13 protein-coding genes are annotated in these 22,841 nt (G+C 57.1%); 3 read left to right on the forward strand and 10 right to left on the reverse strand.

Translation table 11 applies throughout. From position 1 onward, the window contains the following. The first annotated feature begins 35 nt into the window (after nucleotides 1-35). Together yhjD and BFV65_RS20265 are read left to right on the forward strand one after the other, a co-directional pair. Nucleotides 36-1,061, forward strand: coding sequence for an inner membrane protein YhjD (yhjD, locus tag BFV65_RS20260; RefSeq protein ID WP_022649719.1), 1,026 nt, complete (start codon nucleotides 36-38; stop codon nucleotides 1,059-1,061). 260 nt (nucleotides 1,062-1,321) lie between these two features. Next, a complete protein-coding gene (locus BFV65_RS20265) occupies nucleotides 1,322-2,644 on the forward strand; it encodes an MFS transporter (protein ID WP_022649720.1) in 1,323 nt (440 codons plus the stop codon). Between the two features lie 93 nt (nucleotides 2,645-2,737). Here BFV65_RS20265 and BFV65_RS20270 read toward each other — a convergent pair whose 3' ends face one another. After that, entirely contained in the window at nucleotides 2,738-4,780 is a 2,043-nt protein-coding gene (locus BFV65_RS20270) for an AsmA family protein (RefSeq protein ID WP_069597037.1), read from the reverse strand. A 65-nt stretch (nucleotides 4,781-4,845) separates the two neighbouring features. Further along, nucleotides 4,846-5,619 carry a cyclic-guanylate-specific phosphodiesterase gene (gene pdeH / locus BFV65_RS20275; protein ID WP_015571521.1) on the reverse strand — a complete coding sequence of 258 codons (774 nt, stop codon included), beginning with the start codon at nucleotides 5,617-5,619 and terminating at the stop codon, nucleotides 4,846-4,848. Nucleotides 5,620-5,849: 230 nt separating this feature from the next. Here pdeH and kdgK point away from each other — a divergent pair, with 230 nt between their 5' ends. Further along, nucleotides 5,850-6,779, forward strand: coding sequence for a 2-dehydro-3-deoxygluconokinase (gene kdgK / locus BFV65_RS20280; RefSeq protein ID WP_022649722.1), 930 nt, complete (start codon nucleotides 5,850-5,852; stop codon nucleotides 6,777-6,779). Between the two features lie 393 nt (nucleotides 6,780-7,172). On the opposite strand, the gene BFV65_RS20285 is transcribed toward kdgK, so the two are convergent. From BFV65_RS20285 to bcsQ, 8 genes are all read right to left on the reverse strand, one after another. Continuing rightward, entirely contained in the window at nucleotides 7,173-8,663 is a 1,491-nt protein-coding gene (locus tag BFV65_RS20285; protein ID WP_046620410.1) for a M16 family metallopeptidase, read from the reverse strand. Between the two features lie 221 nt (nucleotides 8,664-8,884). Beyond that, nucleotides 8,885-10,171, reverse strand: a complete 1,287-nt coding sequence (dctA, locus tag BFV65_RS20290) for a C4-dicarboxylate transporter DctC (RefSeq protein WP_022649724.1) — start codon at nucleotides 10,169-10,171, stop codon at nucleotides 8,885-8,887. Between the two features lie 159 nt (nucleotides 10,172-10,330). Continuing rightward, nucleotides 10,331-12,337: a biofilm formation regulator HmsP gene (hmsP, locus tag BFV65_RS20295; protein WP_069597038.1), complete on the reverse strand. Its 2,007-nt coding sequence runs from the start codon at nucleotides 12,335-12,337 to the stop codon at nucleotides 10,331-10,333. Nucleotides 12,338-12,457: 120 nt separating this feature from the next. Then, nucleotides 12,458-15,940, reverse strand: a complete 3,483-nt coding sequence (gene bcsC, locus BFV65_RS20300; RefSeq protein WP_069597039.1) for a cellulose synthase complex outer membrane protein BcsC — start codon at nucleotides 15,938-15,940, stop codon at nucleotides 12,458-12,460. Then, entirely contained in the window at nucleotides 15,922-17,028 is a 1,107-nt protein-coding gene (gene bcsZ / locus BFV65_RS20305) for a cellulose synthase complex periplasmic endoglucanase BcsZ (RefSeq protein WP_045622444.1), read from the reverse strand. Before bcsZ ends, bcsC begins: the two co-directional genes overlap by 19 nt. A 6-nt stretch (nucleotides 17,029-17,034) precedes the next feature. Next, entirely contained in the window at nucleotides 17,035-19,458 is a 2,424-nt protein-coding gene (bcsB, locus tag BFV65_RS20310; RefSeq protein WP_071785220.1) for a cellulose biosynthesis cyclic di-GMP-binding regulatory protein BcsB, read from the reverse strand. A 10-nt stretch (nucleotides 19,459-19,468) separates the two neighbouring features. Further along, nucleotides 19,469-22,084, reverse strand: a complete 2,616-nt coding sequence (gene bcsA / locus BFV65_RS20315; RefSeq protein WP_069597040.1) for a UDP-forming cellulose synthase catalytic subunit — start codon at nucleotides 22,082-22,084, stop codon at nucleotides 19,469-19,471. Then, nucleotides 22,081-22,833 (reverse strand): cellulose biosynthesis protein BcsQ, encoded by a 753-nt coding sequence (gene bcsQ, locus BFV65_RS20320; RefSeq protein WP_069597041.1) that lies wholly within the window; start codon nucleotides 22,831-22,833, stop codon nucleotides 22,081-22,083. Before bcsQ ends, bcsA begins: the two co-directional genes overlap by 4 nt. Nucleotides 22,834-22,841: the final 8 nt, after the last annotated feature.

The raw sequence follows: 22,841 nt of genomic DNA on the forward strand, positions 1-22,841 counted from the left end.
CAGTAACATCCAGCTCAACGAAAAGGAAAATGCGCGTGACGCCGGAAAATAACCCGCAACGACCGACTCAACATTTAGATTATGAACCCATCAAAAAGATGGATAACGAGCCTGAAGCGCCGAAGGAGCCTGGAACGACCAGCAAAGCGCTGGGCACCGTGACCGGCATAGCCGAAAAAATTCAGCAGATACCCGCGATTGCTCACCTGATCCGCGCCGCTGAGCGCTTTAACGACCGCATGGGAAATCAGTTTGGCGCGGCGATCACCTACTTCTCTTTCCTGTCGATGATCCCCATCCTGATGGTATCGTTTGCTGCCGCCGGTTTTGTTCTGGCGTCTCACCCGACGCTGTTGCAGGACATCTTCAATAAGATCCTGACCAACGTCAGCGACCAGACGCTCGCCACGACGCTCAAAAGCACCATCAATACCGCCGTGCAGCAGCGTACCACCGTGGGTATCGTCGGGTTGCTGATTGCGCTCTATTCCGGGGTTAACTGGATGGGCAACCTGCGTGAAGCCATTCGCGCCCAGTCGCGTGACGTCTGGGAGCGTACGCCGCAGGATCAGGAGAAGATATGGGTGAAGTATTTGCGCGACTTTATCTCGCTGATTGGTCTGCTGGTGGCGCTGGTCATCACGCTCTCTATCACCTCGGTCGCCGGTTCTGCGCAGCAGATGATTATCTCCGCGCTGTATCTGGACTACATTGAATGGCTGAAACCGGCCTGGCGCGGTATAGGGCTTGCTATCTCCATCTTTGCTAACTACCTGCTGTTCTTCTGGATCTTCTGGCGTTTGCCCCGCCATCGGCCGCGCAAGAAGGCGCTGATCCGTGGGACGTTGATTGCCGCTATTGGCTTTGAGGTGATCAAAATTGTGATGACCTATACGCTGCCGTCGCTGGTGAAGTCCCCCTCCGGCGCGGCCTTTGGTTCGGTGCTGGGGCTGATGGCCTTCTTCTATTTCTTCGCACGCCTGACGCTGTTCTGTGCCGCGTGGATCGCCACCGCAGAGTATAAAGACGACCCGCGCATGCCGGGAAAAACCCACCACTGATGTCCTGTCGGGCTGATATTTCAGCCCGATTCATCATTTCAGCATATAAATCCAGACCGTAACTTTTATTTAACTCAAAACCAGTTTTAATGACTGATATTTAAAATGTGTGAAGCATTTCATGGAAGTGTTTTCGCTGGCCTGAAAATTATCCGCTTTTTGTTGCTTTTATGACCATGTCACGCCTTTGTTACAGATTGAAATGTCGCTTTTGCTGTGCCTAATATGGCCCTTCGTTCGTCCAAAAATAAGAAAATATTATGCAAGCAACAGCCACCACACTTAACGAAGGGGCGGAACACGTTCCGGTCAACTCCCGCAATAAAGTCGTCGTCGCATCGCTGATTGGCACCGCCATTGAGTTCTTCGACTTTTATATTTACGCCACCGCTGCGGTCATTGTCTTTCCGCATATTTTCTTCCCACAGGGCGACCCGACGGCAGCCACGCTACAGTCTTTAGCTACCTTTGCTATCGCCTTCGTTGCGCGTCCTATAGGTTCAGCGGTCTTTGGCCACTTTGGCGATCGCGTCGGTCGTAAAGTGACGCTGGTTGCCTCGCTGCTGACGATGGGGATCTCCACCGTCGCCATCGGCCTGCTGCCGACCTATGAAACTATCGGCATTCTGGCGCCTGTGCTGCTGGCGCTGGCGCGCTTTGGTCAGGGCCTGGGGCTGGGCGGGGAATGGGGCGGCGCGGCGCTGCTGGCGACCGAGAACGCCCCGGCGCGTAAGCGTGCCCTGTATGGCTCTTTCCCACAGCTGGGCGCGCCGATTGGCTTCTTCTTCGCGAACGGCACCTTCCTGCTCCTCTCCTGGCTGCTGACCGATGAACAGTTCATGAGCTGGGGCTGGCGTATTCCGTTCGTCTTCTCTGCCGTGCTGGTGCTGATTGGCCTGTACGTGCGCGTGTCGCTGCACGAGACGCCGGTCTTCGCTAAAGTCGCCGCGGCGAAAAAGCAGGTTAAAGTTCCGCTGGGGACGCTGCTGACCAAACACCTCCGCGTGACCGTGCTGGGTACGTTCATCATGCTGGCGACCTACACGCTGTTCTATATCATGACCGTGTACTCCATGACCTACAGTACCGCCGCCGTACCGGTCGGACTGGGCCTGCCGCGTAACGAAGTGCTGTGGATGCTGATGATGGCGGTTATTGGATTTGGCGTGATGGTGCCCATCGCGGGCCTGCTGGCGGATAAATTTGGCCGTCGTTCAAGCATGATCGTCATCACCTCGCTGATCATCCTGTTCGCACTGTTTGTCTTCCCGCCGCTGCTGGGTTCAGGTAGCCCTGCGCTGGTGATGGCGTATCTGCTGATTGGTCTGAGCCTGATGGGGCTGACCTTTGGCCCAATGGGCGCGCTGCTGCCGGAGCTGTTCCCGACTGAAGTGCGTTATACCGGCGCGTCGTTCTCCTATAACGTTTCGTCTATTCTGGGCGCCTCGGTGGCCCCGTATATCGCCACGTGGCTTCAGGCGAACTATGGTCTGTTCTATGTGGGTGTCTATCTGGCTGCCATGGCAGCGTTGACGCTGATTGCGCTGCTGCTGACGCACGAAACTAAGCATCAGACTCTGTAAGCGAATGCCGGGTGGCGGCTACGCCTTACCCGGCCTACGATTCACATGTAGGCCGGGTAAGCGCAGCGTCACCCGGCAAGAACAGGCCACACCTTACTTCTTCATCTGCGACAAAATCGTCCGACACTGATTCGCTTCGCCTTCTGACGGCGAAATCAACGCCAGCAGCGCCGCCGCAGGGGTGATCAGCGTGGCGAGGGCGGCGGCAACCGCACCGCGCGCAATCAGCGGCCCGGCCTTCACGCCCGCCTGCGGATCTTTGAAGGTCCCGCGAACGTAGAGCGGCGAGCGCAGGGTGATGATGCGAATGCCTTTACTTTCCGGATCGATGGTTAAATCCAGCTGCTCGGACGCCATGCTGGCGGTACCGGTGATGTTGATAACCGCGTTTTCCGTGTCGAATGCGAAAATCTGCGGACGCGCCACACCGTTGACCAGGTCCACGTTTGCCGCCGCGCAGTTTACGCGCACTTCATCGTCTCCGAAGATTTGTCCGACGATGAAGTTACCGACGTTCAGCCCCAGGATCTCCATCAGGTTACGGCTCACCAGCCCGTCGTTCATTAGCAGCTTCAGGTTGCCGTTTCCGCTGCCTAACAGCGCGGCCACAGAGTTACCCGTGCCGCGAATATCCGCATCACCGTTCATCTCACCGAGGGTTTTCTGCATCAACTCCACGTCCGGCATCAGCTCTTTCAGCTTCAGACGACGCGCCTGGATCTCCGCCCTTCCCTGCATCGGCTTTTTATCCCCCTCCAGGTGGATATTCGAGGAAATGGTTCCCCCGGCCATGCCAAACTTCAGCGGTTGCAGGCGCAGATCGGCGTTTTTCAGGATGATATGGGTCGAGAGGTTGCTCAACGGCAGCGTGCTGCCATGCTCAATTTTACGTCCTTTGAAGCGCACGTCCGCATCCATTACGTCCCACTTGTCGGTTTCGAAGCGGTCATAGGGCAGCACTTTACCCGCAGGCTGAGCGTCCTTTTTGACCTCTTTTGACTTCGTGCCTTTACCCGAATCTACGCCAATCAGCGGACCAAGATCGGCCAGACGCAGCTGGCGGGATTCAACGTCCCCCTCTAGTTTCGGGCGCGGTTTTCCGGTGGTGTAGGTCAGCGTGCCGTGTATATCGCTATCGCCGATGCGGCCGTTGAACCCCCGGTAGTCAAAGACGGACGATTTTTCAGCGTCGATTTTTGCGACCAGCCGCCCGTCCGTTTCAAACGGCGGGGTATCCGGCAGCAGCACGCCGGTGAGATCGTACAGTTCACCCAGCGAATCCCCGGCAAACTTAAGCTGGAGGTCGACGCCGCCCATGTTCATCGGGTCGTTAACCGTGCCCACGAACGCCACGCGGGTATTGCCCGAGCGGAAGTCCGCCTGCACCGGGAACGGCGTACCCTCGCTCCTGAGCGCCAGCATACCGCCAATTTTCCCTTTACCCGTCAGTGGCTGGCCGTTGTAGCGCCCTTTCGCTGTCAGGCCGAAGACGTAATCGCCAGCTTTGCTGTCATCGCCTTTGGCTTTGCTGCCCGTCACTTCGCTAAACGGCAGCGGCTTGCCCAGCGGATCGACGAGGATCTCTACGTCAGCCTTACTTACTTTATCGTCAATGGCGATCCGCCCCCGATCGAACAGAATATTGTCGAGGCGGAAGGACCATGAAGAGGGCTGCGCATTCGGATCTTTATCGCCGCTGCTGGCGAGATCGAACGTCCAGTTATTGGTTTTCTCCGACAGGCGAATCAGCCGCGCGTCGGGCTGCTGAAGTTTGATCCACGGCAGATACACCGTTTTGGTTAACAGGGCTAACGGCGCCAGCGTGGCTTCCACGCGCGGCAGGTGGATCATGGTCACTTCGGGGATGTCCGGCGGGTTGCCAAGAATGATGTCGTCAGCGTGAACGTGCGGCCAGGGCACCCAGCTTCGCCAGCCGGTTTCCTCTTTCTGACGCTCCCACACGACCCCCAAATCGCCACGTATTGCGAAGGGGCGGTTTAGCTCGGTCGAGACTTTCTGGTTGATGGTCGGTTTGAGGCGGTTCCAGTCAAACGTGGCGATAATGATGATTAAGACCACGATCAGCAACAAGAAAATCCCTGCTGTCCAGGAAATCACCCTGGTTGTTTTTGTCATTGTTGTCCCCTTTCCTGATGAACTTGCCTTTAAAACTATAGTTCAGACAAAGGGAAGCGGGCAGATCAGAGGGTGGTTATCACCTTTTCCAGGGTATCCATGGGGACAGGACGAGAGAGGAAATAACCCTGTGCCGCCGCTGCCGGAGAATTTTGCACGTCGCGCCACTCTTCCAGCGTCTCTACGCCTTCCACAATGACGCCCTGGCAATAGCGGTTCATCAGTTGCAGGAGCATCGTAAACAGGTTCCGTCCTTCCGGTGTCTGGCGCAGCATGATAAACAGATCGCGGGCCACTTTGATGTAGTCATAACGCACTTCGCTCAGGGCGGAGAAGTTGGCCATACCAGTACCGAAATCATCCAGCCACAGCGGGCCAAACTCACACATCGAGGCAAATGAGGAGTCCTGCGGCAGCTGAACATGTTCCACCAGCTCGAAGCGCATCCACGGCAAGGTGGCAATCAGCGCCTGCAGCGTCGCATTCTGACGTAACGCCATCAGGGTTGGACCATCCACGTTCACCGAAGCCAGAATACCGTGCTGCTCGAAGAACGCCTGCTTCGTCGCCAGCATTCTCAACTGCTCTTCCAGCACGTCGATGCGCTGACGCACGGCAACCTCCGCAAAATAGCGGTCCGGCGCGATACGCTGCGAAGGGTTCGATGGATGAGTGACGACCGTTAACACCTCAATTGCCATTAACCGACCGTCAGTACGGTAGATAGGCTGATAGGTGTACGCTCGCTCACATTGCAGCCAGTAGCGATGCTCCTGCAAGTTCTCAATACTTGCCTCAGGCGTAGTGCTCAGCCGCTGGATAACCTGCTCTGACTTCATTTCGGATGTCCTGTTGTATGGGATAGCCTTTCTGGACTCGTCACTGAGTTATCGGCCCGCCAGGTGAGAACTTTATGTTCAATTCAGCGGGAAAATGAAATTAAGATGACAGAAATATGCCGGAACACGCGCTGGCTCAAAAAAAATAATGGAACGTCGTTTTAATATGGTTGACCGTAAAAAACACACAGCGCACACTACCCTTAATTACTCTGTTCAGGTTCACGACTATGTCTAAGAAAATTGCCGTGATTGGCGAATGCATGATTGAGCTGTCCCAGAAAGGCGCGGAAGTCAGCCGCGGTTTTGGCGGCGATACATTGAACACCTCCGTTTACATTGCCCGTCAGGTCGCCCCCGACGCGCTGAGCGTGAGCTACGTTACCGCGCTGGGAACGGACAGCTTCAGCCAGCAGATGCTGGAGGCCTGGCAGGGTGAAAACGTTGAAACTTCGCTGATCCAGCGAATGGAAAACCGTCTGCCGGGTTTGTACTACATCGAAACCGACAGTACCGGCGAGCGCACCTTCTATTACTGGCGTAATGAAGCGGCTGCCAAATTCTGGCTGGAAAGCGATGCCGCCGCTGCGATTTGCGAAGAGCTGGCCACCTTCGATTACCTCTACCTGAGCGGGATCAGCCTGGCGATCCTGAGCCAGCAGAGCCGTGAAAAGCTGCTGTCACTGCTGCGCGAATGCCGTGCCAACGGCGGTAAGGTGATTTTCGATAACAACTACCGTCCGCGCCTCTGGGCCAGCCGCGAAGAGACGCAGCAGGTGTATCAGCAGATGCTGGAATGCACCGATATCGCCTTCCTGACGCTGGACGATGAAGATGCCCTGTGGGGTGAAAAGCCGGTTGATGAGGTCATCGCTCGGACGCAGGCCGCTGGGGTCAGCGAAGTGGTGATTAAGCGCGGGGCGGAGTCTTGCCTGGTGGCGGTGGCGGGTGAAGCCGTGACAGAGGTGCCGGCGGTGAAGCTGGCGAAAGAGAAAGTGATCGATACCACTGCGGCGGGCGATTCTTTCAGCGCGGGGTATCTGGCGGTACGTTTGACGGGAGGTACGCCAGAAGCGGCAGCGCAGCGCGGACACTTGACGGCCAGCACGGTGATTCAGTATCGCGGAGCGATTATTCCGCGCGAGGCGATGCCTGCTTAAGGAATGGGCGGGCTGATGCCCTCACCCTAACCCTCTCCCACAGGACTGAGGGATCCCCACAAATTAATGCGAGCACTGAGCAATCCCCTCGCCCCTCCGGGGAGAGGGTTAGGGTGAGGGGAACATACGGCGGTGGTGGTCATTCCGTTCACTTTATGTTCCTTGCTACTCTGTAACGACATGACCGGTGAACGTGCCAGGGTGGCTCAGTCGCCACCACCCTGGCGACCCGGGCTCCCGGCGCATCCCTGTGCCTCGCCCCGGTCTGCAGGAAACGCCTCAGCGATTTACAGCCGGACCAGGGCATCGCTGACAGCCCTCAGTCATTTAGAAAGCAACTTTATTGCTTCTGCATAAAATCCCTCAGCCCACAGGGAGAGGGAACGCAGGGCCTTACTGGCCCTGCGGAATATCGCTCGCATCCTGGTGCAAATCATCGGCCGCCGCCTGCGCTGGCTGCGACGGCGTCGCCATGATGGCGTTCCAGGTGGCCTTTAACTCTTTCATGTCATATTCCGGCTCACCTTTCGGCTGCAACAGAATCAACGCCATATCCTGAGACAGCTGCTGCCGCAGATCCTGATTCAGCATCTCCACGGTCAGACCGTTCAGGAAATCCTGACGCAATTTCTGATACTGCTCCGGCGCGATGTCCACGACCTGATTCTGTAAGGAGCGAATGCGCTGGCTGATTAAGATATCGGTATCGGCGCGGGCATAGGTGGCAAACAGTTTCTGCAATTCGAGGGATTTCTGCGCCACCAGCGCGTTAAATTCCTCTTCAGACAGGCCCTCTTTACGCACTTTAGCCAGCTCTTTCGCCACCACGCCGAGATTGGCATTCAGCTTATCACCCGGCGATTCGACGTTAATGGCGCACTGGGCGCGCTGGAACAGCACGCGGCAGTCAAAGCCCAGACCAATGTCTTTCACGTTGTTCTTGCTGAGCGTCTGCTGAACATGCCAGAACAGCGCTTCACGCGCCAGGTCCGCACGCCAGTAACGCAACAGCGCCGAGGACTCGCGGATCGGCTGCCAGGCGGTATCCCACATCATCGAAAGACGATCCTGACGCACGGTATCCGTCATGATACTGACCGTCTCAGGACGCAGCGGGGACAAAGTAGGAACAGGGGCGGGCGTTTCACGCTTCCCTTTTAGATCGCCAAAGGCTTTGTTGATCTGCTCTATCACCGCACGGCTGTCCACGTTGCCCACTACAATGAGGGTCATGGCATCCGGGGTGTACCACTGCTGGTAGAAAGATTTCACCTGCGCGGCATCAACCGGCTGTTTCAGCGGTTCTGCCGGGTCGTGTCCAAGCAGCGTGGACCCTTTCAGGCGGTAGCGCCACCAGCCTTCTTTGGTATCCGTCGGCCAGGTCGCCACCATGTCGCTGTTGCTCAACGCATAGTTTACGGTCTCAGGCGTAATCGCCAGTTTGCCGGTCGCATCAGAAAGATAGGTAAGCGCTTCTTTAAGCAGATCGTTACGGTTGTTGGGCAGGCTCAGGTTAAACATGGTGTAGTCATAGGAGACCACAGCCGGGGGAAGCGGGCGTTTAGGATCGATGGCCTGTTGCCATAAAGAACGCACCTGAACCGCCTGCAAACTGCCGCTCTGGGTGAGCGCCAGTCGAGGAATAAAATGGCTTAAGCCGGTCTGCTGGGTGCTTTCTGTGAGGGAGCCGGTATTCACAGCCAGACGAATTTCAATGCGATCGCTCGGACGTTGCGGAGTGGATAACACCTGCCACTGGAATCCGTTCGCCAGTGTTCCCTGTTGCCAGGCCGGGTCTGGCTGGAGCGCATCTGCCTGCACATAACTGGCTGCTGCCATCATCAGCAAACCGCCGGTTAAGAGTCGAATTTTTGTGCCCTGCATGTGAACCCCTGATCAACATTCCTGGTTAAAGAGAGTGTCTCGCGACGTGAGCACTCAAAGATGACGATGAAAACCTTCCGATTAGACAGCGTGTTCAGCTAAACGTCACGGGCGGAAGCGAAATATACCCAAAAAAATTTTGTCGAAATATGACAGGTATGAGCGGTTATTATGCGCAGGTGCCCGCATCCCCACAAGGGAATACGGGCATTTATGAGGGATTAAGAGGATAAACCGGGGGTTTTGTCCTCAGATGTGCGATTATTCAGCGTATCGTTAAGTTTCTTGTGATCCAGCTCTTTTACCCACTTCGCCACCACAACCGTCGCCACACCATTACCAATCAGGTTGGTTAACGCGCGGGCTTCAGACATAAAGCGGTCGATACCGAGGATCAGGGCCAAACCCGCCACCGGCAGATGGCCAACCGCTGAGATAGTGGCCGCCAGCACGATAAATCCGCTACCCGTTACGCCCGCCGCCCCTTTCGAGGAGAGCAGGAGGACGACCAGCAGCGTAATCTGATGGAAGATATCCATGTGGCTGTTGGTGGCCTGAGCAATAAAGACCGCCGCCATCGTCAGGTAAATCGAGGTGCCGTCCAGGTTAAAGGAGTAGCCCGTAGGAATAACCAGCCCCACCACTGACTTACGGCAGCCCAGCTTTTCCATTTTATCGAGCATACGCGGCAGCGCGGACTCAGAAGAGGATGTGCCGAGGACAATCAGCAGCTCTTCACGAATGTAACGGATAAATTTGAAGATGCTGAAGCCGGTCGCACGAGCGATGGAGCCGAGCACCACCACCACAAACAGAATACAGGTGATATAGAAGCAGATAATCAGCTGGCCAAGCTGTACCAGCGTGCCGACGCCGTATTTCCCGATGGTGAAGGCCATCGCGCCAAAGGCACCAATCGGGGCCAGACGCATAATCATGTTGATGATGCCGAAGATAACCTGCGAGAAGCTTTCAATGACGTTAAAAATCAGCTGACCTTTGCTGCCAAGACGGTGCAGGGCAAAGCCAAACAGCACGGCAAACAGCAGTACCTGGAGGATATTTCCGCTGGCGAACGCGCCAATCACGCTGCTCGGGATCACGTCCAGCAGGAAGGCAACAATCCCCTGATCTTTCGCCTGTTCAGCGTAAACCGCCACCGCTTTCGCATCCAGCGTGGCCGGGTCAACGTTCATGCCCGCGCCAGGCTGTACCACGTTGACAATAATCAGGCCGATAATCAGCGCGATGGTACTGACAATCTCGAAGTACAGCAGGGCAACCGCCCCCGTACGCCCGACCGCCTTCATGCTTTCCATGCCGGCGATACCGGTCACCACGGTACAGAAGATGACCGGCGCGATGATCATTTTGATGAGCTTAACGAACGCGTCGCCAAGCGGTTTCATTTGCGCGCCCAGCTCCGGGTAGTAGTGACCGAGCAGAATACCGATGGCGATGGCTGTCAGGACCTGGAAGTAAAGACTTTTGAAGAGTGAGGTTTTCATAGGGTGTCCCTGGAAAGAATAACTACAGGCTTTGTAAGGTTATGGTTAACCTGCGGCTTTAAAATAACACCCACATAACAGGACAGAAATAAACGGGGTTCAAATTTGAAACACAAATGTTAAGAACTTTGAGCTGGCTCGCACAAGCCAGCAACAAAATTACACTTTTGCGTTATTGCCAGCGTCGGCGAGATAGCGTCGCTCAAAGGTATCCGTCGGCACGGCGCGGCCAAACAGGAAGCCCTGACCGCTCTCCACACCCGCCGCAGCCAGCCACTCGCGCTGGGCTTCGGCCTCAATACCTTCGGCAGTCACGTGCAGGTTCAGGCTGTGCGCCATCTGGATAATGGCCTGCACCAGGCTGCAATCCTCCGGCAGCCCTTTCACAAAGGTTTTGTCGATTTTCAGGACGTCCACCGGCAGGGTTTTCATGTGCTGGAGCTGACGCAGGCCGGAATACCCCATACCAAAATCGTCAAGCGCAATGCGGATCCCGGCATTACGCAGCGGTTTCAGAATGGCGACAGCGTCGTCAGGATTGTCAATACAACGGCTCTCGGTGACTTCCAGGATCAACGTGTGGGGCTGGATGCGGTAGCGATGGATCAACTCGAGCATATCCGGCACCATAGTCGGGTGCATCAGCTGTAGCGCAGAAAGATTCACCGACAGCGGCAGCGTGATGCCCCGTTGTTGCCAGGCCGCAAGCTGGCGGCACGACTCTTCCAGCACCCAGTATCCGACGGTGACCATCAGGCCGCAGGACTCGATACGTTCGATCATCCCCTCAGGCAGCTCCCACGTGCCGTCCGGCTGCTGCATGCGCAGCAACGCTTCGGCGCTGGTCACTTCACCCGTGCGCAAATCCACCTGCGGCTGTAGCCAGAGCGCAAACTGGCGATTGTCCATCGCCGTCAGAATGTCGCTCTCTTCCGTCAGGCGCTGCTGGGCTTTTTCCATTTGCTCCGGATCAAAGAACTGGATCTGGTTTTTGCCTTTTCGGCGCGCGGTAAACGCTGCTGAGAAAGCCCGACGGTATAGCTGCTCGGCGGTCAGACCACCGTAGTACATTGCGATACCAATGCTGGCACTTGGGCGAAGCTGGATACCCTGAATGGGTAGCCGCTCATTTATGACAGTGAGTACTTGCTGACCTAACGTAATAGCGTGCCACGGCTCTTTTACACCGTGCGCAATCACCACCAGGTCATAGCCGCTGACCTGGGTAAGTACCATGCGCGGCGCCAGCACAGATTTGATTTTTTCCACCAGCGTCAGTAATAGCATCTCACGCTGGCTCTCTTTCAGCACGCCCGTCGTGTCCTGCAAGGTCTCGCAGGCAATCACCATCAGCGCGGTGGTCTGCTGGCGAGCGACGGTCTGCTCCAGCAGGGCCATTAAAAACGCTTTGTTTGGCAGGTCGGAAACCGGGAAACGGGTGGCATTATTACTGACCTCTTCCTGCTGACGCAGGACACGCTGCTGGTTGATATTGTAACTGCGGACCAGCATGCCGATTTCATCGTCGTGATGCAGACGCGGCAAGGGAAGCTGATGCCCCATGTGCTCCTGCGGAGAGAGGTCATTCAGCTCCCGGGCTATGCGGCGCAACGGATGCACAATTAACCGGTTGATGCACCACGTCAGCGCCACGCTCAACATTAAGGCCAAAAGTAAGTAAGTAGTCACTAACGTGGCAACCCAACTCATGACGAATTTATACATGCGGTACGAGTCCGCCTGTAGTACCAGATATGCCAGCGGCTGCGGGTTAGCCGGTCTTTCCAGGGAATAGAGAGGCAGGGAAATCTGCACCGGCAGTTCAAACAGGCGCATCACCATCATCGGGACGGGACGCTCCGGGATAAAGCTCATCCGCAGCGCCTGGAACTGGTTCGGCAGCACGACGTCGGCGCGGCTCACGATACCGGCGGGCTGAATGCGCTTCAGGATAGATTCCGCCTCGGGGATATCCCCTTTCAGGATCGAGGCCGACAGGGGTTCCCGCACCGAGCGAGCAATACTTTCCAGTTGCGAAGCCGTGTTATAGCGATTCTGCTGTACGGAATGAAACAGCAAAATGACGCAGAAGATGAAGACAAACAGCATTGTGACGGCAGACACCATCGCCATCTGTTTGATCGTTAAGGAACGGCTGACACGCAAAATGACTCTCCACAAAACTCGAAGCGCAGGGCGCACCAGGGCGTAAACCTGGTGCGCCCGAGTATACCCGATAGCTGCACTTTTAAGAGAGACTTACAATTAGATTAAGCAAAAATCCGATCACCAGTCTGCATAAGGCACCAGCGGTTCCGGCGGTAAGTCCATATCACCCTGCCAGCCTGCGGCAGAATACCGAACATAGAGCAACGCATGGCTCGGGGTATAGTCTTTCGCTTCCTGAATATCGACGCCCAGACCGACAAACCAGTTGGACGTCACACGGCGTTCAACAATCGCCCTTGCGGTATAACCCGTCCCTGACGAGCTACTTCCGGTTCCCATCACACCTTTATCGGTATAACGGCCTGGCTCATTGTCCGGTATCAGCCCCTGCAACGGATAACGCATCACATCTTTTGTTTTTGAATGGGACCATGAGACGGAACCGCCCAGTTCCCATGACCAGTTCTCTGTGCGTTTACGCCAGTTCACCGGTAAGGCGAACGACACATACTCCTGGGGACTGTAGTAACCGCCCTGGCCCAGCGAATAGCCACTTAAATCCTTATCGTAATGCCAGAGCATGTTGGACACACCGACCGTCAGACGCTCGTTGTTCTGATTGATAAGCTTGTAGTAATAGCCGGTCATCCAGCGGACCCGCCAGTTATCTTCGACATTCTTCCCGGTGAGGCTGTCGGCACTCAGGCTTGACCAGATCCCGTTAGCTTCGCCTTTGTCGTAGCTCATGCTCACGCCGCCACCGGTAGCACGCACGCCGCCCCAGGTGGTGTCGGTATTAGGATCTTTTTGCCCGGCGAAGGCCAGCACCGAGCTGGAAATCGGACGACGATGGGCGTTCAGGGTGTAGCCAATCGGCCCCAAGTCGTTGCTGTAGCTCAGGCTGCCCACCACATCGACCACGTCGAAGCCCATCGGCGTTGTACCGATGTCCCACGCCCAGGTGCTGTTCTGCCAGCCGACGGCCACGCTGGCGCCGTTGGCCGACTGGTTCGTGCTGCCGTGACATGGCGTTTCGGCGCAGGTACCCCATGTCGGATCGTAGGTTCCGTTATTGGTGTCAAAGGAACCGGCGTTCATATTGACCAGATCGCTACGGAAGAACATGCGGCCATCCGATAGCGGCGCATCCACCTGGAGCATAGTGGTGTGCGCTTTCAGGTCGGAATAGCCCCCCGTGCCGCTGGATCCCCAGTAGTCGTGTTGCAGCGTGACGTTCAGATCCTGCTGACGATAAAGATCGCCTGCATCGCTGCGCACGCCGCGCTTCATCCAGTCATCTTTCTCATCGTTACGCGTAAGACGCGTAAAGCTGTCGTTATCGGTCGGACGGGTCGTCGTGATGCCCGATGAGACCATCGCATCTTTCCAGGTTTCCAGCGCCTGCTGAGGCTGGCCGTTTTGCGCCTGGAAACGGGCGGCATCACGCATCACCAGCGCACTTTCCATAGAAGGCGGCTGCGATTTTGCCTGCGGAAGAATGGTGTTGAAGGTCTTTTCTGCCACGGCTGAATCGCCCAGACCGGCCTGCGCCATGGCGATCCGGCGCTGCATATTGAGGGAGAGCGGTTCGCCGTTTTGTGCCGCGGGCAGTTTCGCCAGCTCAGCGCGAGCGGCGTCCCTGTTGCCCTGAGCAAGATTGACTTCGGTCAGGCCGAGAATTGCGTCTTCGTTCTGCGGTTCCCGTTGCAGGACGGTGTTGTAGGCGGTTTTCGCGGCCTCGTGATCGCCACGCTGTTCAGCCCAGTCCGCCAGCGTTAAGTCAATACGGGTGGACGGGGGCTGCTGGCGAAGCAGCGCTTCCGCCTCCTGCTCTTTTCCACCGTCGCGCAGGCGGTTGGCGTTTTCCAGCACCTGGTTACTTTGCAGGCGGTCCGCCAGCGCCTGGATGTTGCCGTTCCACTTGTCGCGCGGCAGCGTGTTCAGATGCGCCAGCGCGGCCCGGTCCCGATCGTTACCGGACAGGTACAGCCCGCTGGCGTAAACCTGATCCGGATCGCCCGGTTTCTGGCTTGCCAGCTGACGCATCAGGTTATCCGCCTGGCTGCGCTGACCCGCGCTATACAGATCGCGTGATAGCCGGTAGGTGATCCACACGTCGCCCGGGGAAAGCGCAAGGCGTCGGCGCTGAATTTCTGCGGCCTGCGCATAGTTTCCCTGGCTTTCCAGCTGTTCAGCCTGAGCCGAGAGCTGCTCGTTCGTCAGGCTACGTTCAATATCATCAATGCTGCGGCGCTGGCTGGCAGAGAGCGACTGAATAAACTGCGTCGCCTTCTCCGGAGACTGCTCGCGATAAATATTGGCAAGACCGCGTACCGCGTTGCTGTTGCCGCTGTCCATCCGCAATGCCTGGCGATAATAGCGTTCAGCCGCGTCGTTATCTTTGCGCGCCGCCGCCGCGTCACCCAGCCCCAGGACCGCGTAGCTGTCCGTATTGTCAATGTTGCGCGCCTGCTGATAATAGCGTTCCGCCTGGGCTGTCTTGTTGGCTTTCAGGGCGTTATCACCCTGCTGGATCAGCAGCCAGTATCGGTTAACCTTCAGCAGGCTGTCCCATTTGCCCCGGTTGTCGCTCTGCGGATCGAGGGCGATCGCCTTTTCAAACTGCGCAACCGCGCGGGCGCGATCGCCTTTCTGCGAATAGGCCTGCCCCAGCGCGCCTACGGCTTCACTGTCGGCGTGGTTGGCGCTGACTGCTTTCTGCAACTCCGTTACCGCTTTACTGCCCTGCCCGGCATCCACTGCGGCTAACCCTTCGGCTTTGGCGCGAAACGCCGGATCGGCGAGCTGTTTTTGCTGCGCTTCAAGCTGGGCGCGCGCCGCCGTCACGTTATCGCCATCGCTGAACACGCTCAGGTATTGTTGCAGCGCGGTAACGCTGGCGCTGCTGGCCGGCTGATCTTTGATCTGCTGGTACCACATGTCCGACGCCTGACTGCGGCCATTGTTCGATTTGGCCATCTCCTGTAACACCGCAAACCCTTCATCACGCCGTCCGCTCTGGAACAGAAGCTGCGCCAGCGAAGCCTGTAGCGGGGCGTTGCCCGGACTGCTGGCGTTGATTTTCTTCAGCTGATTAATGGCCAGATTACGGCGGGCAGGCTCTTTCGCCACCACGTTCCAGTACTCCGTCGCGATGTCGCCGCTGGGCGGATTACCGTCAAACAGTTTGTCATACGCGGCAATAGCTTCCTGCGTGTGCCCGGAGGTGGCGAGCAGACGAGCCTGCTGGAGGGCCTGGCGACCATCCGGCGTGGAGAGCAGCATGGTCGTACGGGAGGACTGATACGCACTGGAATCGGGTGCCATTCCTTTCAGGCGATCCAGCTCTTTTTGCGCGCCCGCCGTATCCCCCTGTCGTAACAGGTAGCGGAAGCGAGCGGCAATCACGTCCGGGTTGTTGGGGTCGATCAGCTCAAGGCGATAGAGCGACTGGCGCACCAAATCCTCACGCTGGGTGGATTCCCCCAGACGAACCTGTTCCAGCAGCTGTCTCTGCTGCGGGGAGTTGGCGGCCTGGGCCAGGGGCATGAGCGCCAGGCCAAGCGATAAGGCGAGTAGATTTAGTGTGAACGTGCGCATTCCTGGCCCCAATCCGGTAGTAATTCACCTTGCGCGGTGAAACGAAAACGATGCTGATCCCACCCTTGTCCAAAGAGGGTCAGAACGTAGCTGTAATAAGCATTGTTATCGGGAAAACGATCGGCGACACGCTGGCGTTGCACCGCCTGCGCGTCCCGTTCTTGTAAAAATGGAAGCAGGGAGGCAGAAAACCCTACCGGCCCATCTCCGGTACGTTTCCCGGTCGCTACGTCCACTTTTTCCGGCGGTAAGCCTTGTTTGATTGTGGTGGTCGCCATGGGCTTGAAACGCGCCAGTAGCCGGGCTTTTTGCGGATCGTTATCGTTCATCATCCCTACCCACAGATAGACGCGAATCGCATCGTAACTGCCGATCAGGGTCGTATCCTGCTTCAACTGCCAGCCGCCCTTTTTCTGGTATTTCACCCAGTTCGGGGAAAATCCTTTTGGCGCGGTCTCCAGCAGCAGACGCAGGTTGGTTTCACGGAGCGTTGTCCACGGTGCGCCGAAACGGGTGAAATAGCTCGCAAGCTGCGGCGGCAGGTAGCTGGGGTTGAAGCGCCAGACACTCTCTTCGGCAAAACCGACTTTACCCGGCAGCAGCATAGAACCCAGCCCCGGCACCTTCACCACTTCCTCACTGGCAATGCGCGTCAACAGCGCCTTACCCGTGCGCGTGTAATCGGGATTTTTCCACAGCCGCCCGGCTTCCAGCAGCGACCAGGCAATCCAGATATCGGCATCGGACGCGGAGTTAGGGTCGATAACCGCCCAGGTGTTGTCGTCCTTTTTTCCCCATAGCCACGCCGGGAGATGTTGGGCTAAATCCCCCTCGGCAAGGTTATCGCGCGTCCATGTCAGCAGCAGATCGAACGTCTTGCGATCGTTTGCTGCCAGGGCAAAGAACAGTCCATAGCTTTGCCCTTCGGAGGTGGTGATTTTGCGCGCGTCACTGGGATCAATGACGCGCCCACTTTCGCTCATATAATCCTGCTTGAACGTCTCCCAGGCAGGCCAGCGACAGGCGGCATGCAGATTCGCCGCCGCCAGCATCAACGCTGCGACTACACATCCGCGAAAGATTTTCATCACGGCTTACTCATGGTCCGGGTTAAGACGACGACGGCTGATGATTCGCAGCAGACGCCACAATACCCATGCCAGCAATACAACGCTGAGCGCAGCCAGCACGGCCAGCAGCACCGGGTGGTTAGAGAGGGCGTACCACAGGCGTTCGAACCACGGCAGATGACCGACGTAGTAGACATCCCCCACGCGCAGGCTGTTTACCCCCGACTCACGGATCACCGAGACGGAACCGAACATTGCCGCCCGTTTACCGCTGTCGTTCATGGCCGTGTTGAGCAGCTCATAGCCGCGCGGGCTGTCCGCCAGCAGGGCGATCACGCTGCGCTGGTCGTTATACGGAGACTGGAAGCCAACAATCGCAGCCATCGGACCCGTTGAGCTTACGGTCGTCCTGATATTGGCCTGACGATCGCCGCTGTCCGGCATGATGCTCGGGAACTCGGTCTGACGCAGCGGCGTGTTGACCCATGACTGAGCCGCCTGCACCAGCAGATCGACGCGCTTCTCGTCTTTCAGCTTGTCCGGAATGTTGCCGATGACCATGATATCGGCATCTTTGTTCTGGATCTGGCTACCGTCATCCGTCACCGTCACGTTGATAGCCGGTAAACCGGTTTGCGCCCCGACGGTGCCCATGGTGTCCAGCAGCGTGGCAACCTGGCCTTCGTTGGCCGCTTTTGGCATCACGACAATCGATTCAGAGAGATCAGCCATGCGGCTGAACGGGAAACTGGCGTTAGCAAACGCACGCAGATCCGGCATCGCGATAAAGTGGTAATACTTCGAGAAGTCGATTGTGGAATCATCACCAATCACCACGTGGTTTTGCACCGGCTGGAAGGTAATACAGTTTTCCACCGATCCACCCGGCATCGGGTTCATGTACTGGAAGTTAAACCGCAGCTGGTTCACCGCACCGAGCTTCAGCGCCGGGATCGACACATCGGTTTTACCATCCAGCAGCCCCTGCAATACAGGCAGACGAAGCATCAACCGGTTTGTCTCCTGGCTGCTGGTCAGGCTGAAGGATTGCAGGAACTGGTTGTTGAGGCTGATATCCATGCGCGAGCTGTCTTTGGTTACCGGCGCGGTGTAACGGTAGTTCAGGTTGATATCAATACCGTTGGTGCGCAGCAGATAGAGATCCGGCGGCAGGTTCAGCGACAGGCTGACAGGAGAAGGTTCAAGCCCGGTTGACTGCAATTGCTCTTCATAGGTTTTCAGCTCGCCGAAGGTAATCGCGCGGTCGGTGCGGACCCAGTTCGGCGCATCATAAGGCTTACGTGCCAGCAGCGGTTTCACCTCATCCACCACGACGCTATTACCGCGGAACAGGATATTGCCCTGCGCAATGCCTTTTGCCGCCTGCACCAGATCTTTATCATCACGCCCGAAGATCACCAGCAGCTTCACGTACGGATTGTCGGGATGGCTGATCATCTCGATGGTGGGCGCTTTCACCTCTGGATGGTCCCGCAGGAATGCCGGGCGTTTGGCGTTGGTGGCAAACACAATCGCGTTTTTGTCCGGCATTTTGTCGTACATAACCGGGAAACTCTGGCCACGCCAGCCGGAGCGGGAACCAAACCAGGATGCCACGATAGAGGCCGCCAGCTGTTCGGTCACATCAGGAGAGCCCGCAAACACCATTGGCAGGTTCAGTGGACGGTTATCACGCGGGTCGAAGAACGGCACCGGGAAGGCGGAGAGATCGTTTTTCAACGCCAGCGGCTGATAGGTCATCTGAAGCGAAGAGTTACGACCAACATCCAGCCACAGGGTGCTGCTGGCCGGGTTTTCACAGACATCGCGATAATGGCCGACAAATTCCAGACGCACGCGGTTAAAGTCGGTGATAAACAGCGGGTTAATCGGCACCTGAGCCAGGGTTTTCTTACCCAGTTGCTCTTTGGTGACGGGCAGGACGTCCATCAGCTCATCATTCAGATAGACCTTAAGCTGGGATTGCACCGGCAGCAGCGACGGCGATGGCGTGTATTCCAGGTTGAGCATCGCTTTCGACACGACTTCATCGCTACGCATACCGAATTCGACACCGCCATTTGGGTTGATGCCGCGCAGAACCATGCTGCCCGGAGGAGGCGCGATCTGGGCGAACGTCAGCTTAACGTCACGCGACGGCGTATTTTCCGCAACCACCGGTGCACTGGCTCCCGGCACGCCAGGCATAACCTGCCCAACCACCGGGTTGTCGGCGGGCAGCGTATTCCCCGTCGTCGGCTGATTCGGGACGACGTTTTCCGTCTGCCCCGGCGCCGCCGTCACTACCGGATCGGTCGCTTGCGCGACGACAGGCACCGTTGGCGCGGGTGTGGTCGCTGCGTTATCAGGCGCCGCGTTAGCCACTGTTGCAGGGAGCGCACTCATCCCCATTGCCACTGCACATAACCAGGAAAGTTTTGTTTTCATCGCGTTATCATCATTGTTGAGCCATAACCGGGTCCGCCTGCTTCGCTTCATCTCGCTCAGGTCGACGCGGAATGAACGACACGACCCAGGAAACCAGTGAAGTAAGTGACCGGAAAATTAATTTCACCGACGACGGGGCAAATTCTGCAAGGTGACGATAGCCACGGAACCCCAGCTTAAGAATATCCAGCAGGCTTTCCAGAGGCTTATCCTCAGGGAAGCTGTCCTGCCAGAGAGCCCACGTATCCGCGCGGGCAAACGTACACTGCACAAAATCAATGTGTTGCTTTTTAGTCAGCGGCATCAGTTGCAGACCCACTTCATTTCCTCTCACACGCACCACCTGCGTCGGGAAGACATACTCCTGCTGGCCGCGCTTAAGCAATAGGTTGACCTTCTGCCCCTCAAGCACCTTCGCCTGACCGTTGATCTTGATACCCAGACCGCCATCCGAAAAGTCATGTACGGTACAGGAGAAGAGATGTCCATCGTCGCGGGCAATGGCCGCTGGCATGCTGATTTCGACGCGATGCGCGCGGCGAACCTGTTTGCTCTCCACTGATACCGCCACCGCGCCACCGAGGATAATCAGGTTATAAAACACCCACGCCATACTCACGAAGACCGTCAGAATTTCGTTTTCCGGGCCGTAGAAGTAGCGCCAGACCCCAACAATCACGCCCACAATATTCAGCAGCACCAGGAAGATATAGGGCCGGGAGATCACCCAGTCGACATACTCCTCTTCCACCAGCCCGCCCTTCGCGGTGACGTTGAATTTCCCTTTATGCGGGTTAATCAGCGCCACCATGGTTGGCGGCGCGATATACCAGGCCAGCACCGTTTCGTAGATTTCACTCCAGAACGAATGGCGATATTTCCCCTGAATCTTCGAGTTCGTCAGGCTGGCGTGGATCATGTGCGGCAGAACGAACAGGGCAATCATCAGCGCAGGCGCATAGATGATGTAAGCGTGAAGAAGCAGGAACGCCAGCGGCGCAGTGAGGAAGATAAGCCGTGGAATACCCGACAGGAAGTGGAACATGGCGTTGACGTAGCACAGCCGTTGCGCCAGTTTCAGTCCTTTACCCATCAGCGGGTTATCGAGGCGGAAAATTTGCACCATGCCACGCGCCCAGCGAATACGCTGGCCGATGTGCGCCGACAGGGATTCCGTGGCCAGCCCCGCCGCCTGAGGAATGCGCATGTAGGCGGAGGTATAGCCAAGACGGTGCAGACGCAGCGAAGTGTGCGCATCTTCCGTGACCGTCTCGACGGCGATCCCGCCAATTTCATCCAGCGGTTTACGGCGGATCACCGCACAGGAGCCGCAGAAGAATGTTGCGTCCCACATGTCGTTCCCGTCCTGCACCAGACCATAGAACAGTGTGCCCTCGTTCGGGGTTTTACGAAAACGACCGAGGTTACGTTCAAACGGGTCCGGTGAGAAGAAGTGGTGCGGCGTCTGCATCATCGCCAGCTCTTTCTCCTTCAGGAACCAGCCCATGGTCATTTGCAGGAACGAGCGCGTTGGCACGTGGTCGCAGTCGAAAATAGAGACGAACTCCCCTTTGGCATATTTCAGCGCATTGTTGATGTTACCGGCCTTAGCGTGTTCATGCGTGGTACGGGCGATGTACTCGACCCCTACTTCGTCCGCGAACTGGCGGAACTCGGCGCGGCCACCGTCATCAAGGATCCAGATTTTGATTTTATCCTTCGGCCAGTCGATACCCAGCGCGGCGTAAATGGTGTTTTTCACCACCGACAGGTCTTCGTTGTAGGTCGGCACGAAGAGGTCCACCGTTGGCCACTGGGTCGTGTCTTTTGGCAGCGGCACCGGCTGTCGATTCAGCGGCCAGATAACCTGGAAGTAACCCAGCACCAGCACGATCCAGGCGTAGGTCTCAGCAAACAGCAGCACTAACCCACACACCAGGCTGACCGGATCGTCCCAGTTCAGCGTTGAGGTATATCGCCACCAGATGTAGCGGCAGGAAACGGTCAGCGACAGCACGATCAGCATCAGGGCAGAAAAACGCCCCGGAATGCGCCGCACCAGCAGCGCCACGCCCCACAGCAGGATCAGGAAGGTAAACTGTGCCAGCGGGTTGAAGGGCTGGGTAATACAGACCAGCGCCAGTATGAGCGAGAACACCACCACCACGCCGAGAATAAAACGCCGTAAGCCCGGGTGAAGGTGCCCGAGCTCTTTGCGATTATCTAAATGACCTGTTCTATCGCCAACCCGGTCGGGTAGCCGGTTAAGCCACTGGTGATAGTGTTCACGTAAGTTCTGCACGCGATCGAAGCTGCGCCAGCGTGACGTTTTTTTCTCCGCACCCGTTGAGGTCGCCAGAAGCCAGATGGACTGTATAGCGTAGCGCGCGGGATCGAGCGGACGCGGCTTGTCAGGGTTGATATGCGGATAGAGTTCACCGTGGCGCGCACGAATACGTTGCCAGCGTGGATGTTCGAGGGGGATGAACATCCACGCCAGAATCATCCAGAAGCAGCCCAGCGCAGCGCTCAGCGATGAGGCGCCGTGATGACGGTAATGGCGGTAGCGTTCACTTAAGCGCGAACTGACCGGCGGGATGAGCAACCAGTTGGTCAGGCGGCTCATACTGAACTCCCGGCAGGCTCCGGCCGTTTAGCAAAGTGCAGCAGACACCAGTTGGCCAGCGTCAGGATCTCTTCTGCCGCCAGTGAATCACTACGGTACTCCCCAAGCGGTTGTTTGGAAGCGAGGCACTCCGCCATCGCTTCGTCACGATGAATAACCATTGGCAACAGGCGGCGCTGACTCTGGAGCCAGACCTGGTACAGATCGTCCTGGATCTGGCTGCCAATGCGCAGATCGTTAATCAGAATATGGGCATTGGCAGGCATTGCCTGTTGATGCAGACGGATATGACAATTCGCATCTACGTTCGCAATGGAGAGCACATGGTCGCACTGCGACAGAAGCTGGCGGGTCAGCGACGCGGCGCCGTGCGGCAGGTCCAGCAGGATCCACTGATAGTGTCCGCTCTCTTTCACACTCTGCAAAGCGGTGGTGAAGCGAGAGAACAGGCGCTGAAACGCAGCTTCATTCCCGCGTTCGGTTTCCGTCATCTGACCAAAGGGAAGCAAATCGAGCTGGGAGGTATAGCGCAAACCCGCATCCCGCCAGTCTTTATCGTCCAGAAGCGCGCGCCCCCAGCCGTTTTCATGCGTAAAGTCGACATTGAATGACATGCGCAGCAAATTATCGGAGCAGGCATCAATAACCAGTACTGATTCACCTAAAACCTGTAATGACCACGCCAGCGCCGCGGTTACGGAAGTTGTACCCACTCCACCACGGACGCCCTGTAATCCTAGTACGGCCATCAATGGCT

It is taken from the genome of Enterobacter hormaechei subsp. hoffmannii (assembly GCF_001729745.1).
GTDB lineage: Bacteria > Pseudomonadota > Gammaproteobacteria > Enterobacterales > Enterobacteriaceae > Enterobacter > Enterobacter intestinihominis.

Excerpts from the sequence above, each read along its gene's own strand:
- bcsB (WP_071785220.1), bottom strand. The coding sequence starts at position 19,458 with ATGAAAACAAAACTTTCCTGGTTATGTGCAGTGGCAATGGGGATGAGT.
- bcsZ (WP_045622444.1), bottom strand. The coding sequence starts at position 17,028 with ATGAAAATCTTTCGCGGATGTGTAGTCGCAGCGTTGATGCTGGCGGCG.
- bcsQ (WP_069597041.1), bottom strand. The coding sequence starts at position 22,833 with ATGGCCGTACTAGGATTACAGGGCGTCCGTGGTGGAGTGGGTACAACT.
- bcsA (WP_069597040.1), bottom strand. The coding sequence starts at position 22,084 with ATGAGCCGCCTGACCAACTGGTTGCTCATCCCGCCGGTCAGTTCGCGC.
- pdeH (WP_015571521.1), bottom strand. The coding sequence starts at position 5,619 with ATGAAGTCAGAGCAGGTTATCCAGCGGCTGAGCACTACGCCTGAGGCA.
- BFV65_RS20285 (WP_046620410.1), bottom strand. The coding sequence starts at position 8,663 with ATGCAGGGCACAAAAATTCGACTCTTAACCGGCGGTTTGCTGATGATG.
- kdgK (WP_022649722.1), top strand. The coding sequence starts at position 5,850 with ATGTCTAAGAAAATTGCCGTGATTGGCGAATGCATGATTGAGCTGTCC.
- bcsC (WP_069597039.1), bottom strand. The coding sequence starts at position 15,940 with ATGCGCACGTTCACACTAAATCTACTCGCCTTATCGCTTGGCCTGGCG.
- BFV65_RS20265 (WP_022649720.1), top strand. The coding sequence starts at position 1,322 with ATGCAAGCAACAGCCACCACACTTAACGAAGGGGCGGAACACGTTCCG.
- dctA (WP_022649724.1), bottom strand. The coding sequence starts at position 10,171 with ATGAAAACCTCACTCTTCAAAAGTCTTTACTTCCAGGTCCTGACAGCC.
- BFV65_RS20270 (WP_069597037.1), bottom strand. The coding sequence starts at position 4,780 with ATGACAAAAACAACCAGGGTGATTTCCTGGACAGCAGGGATTTTCTTG.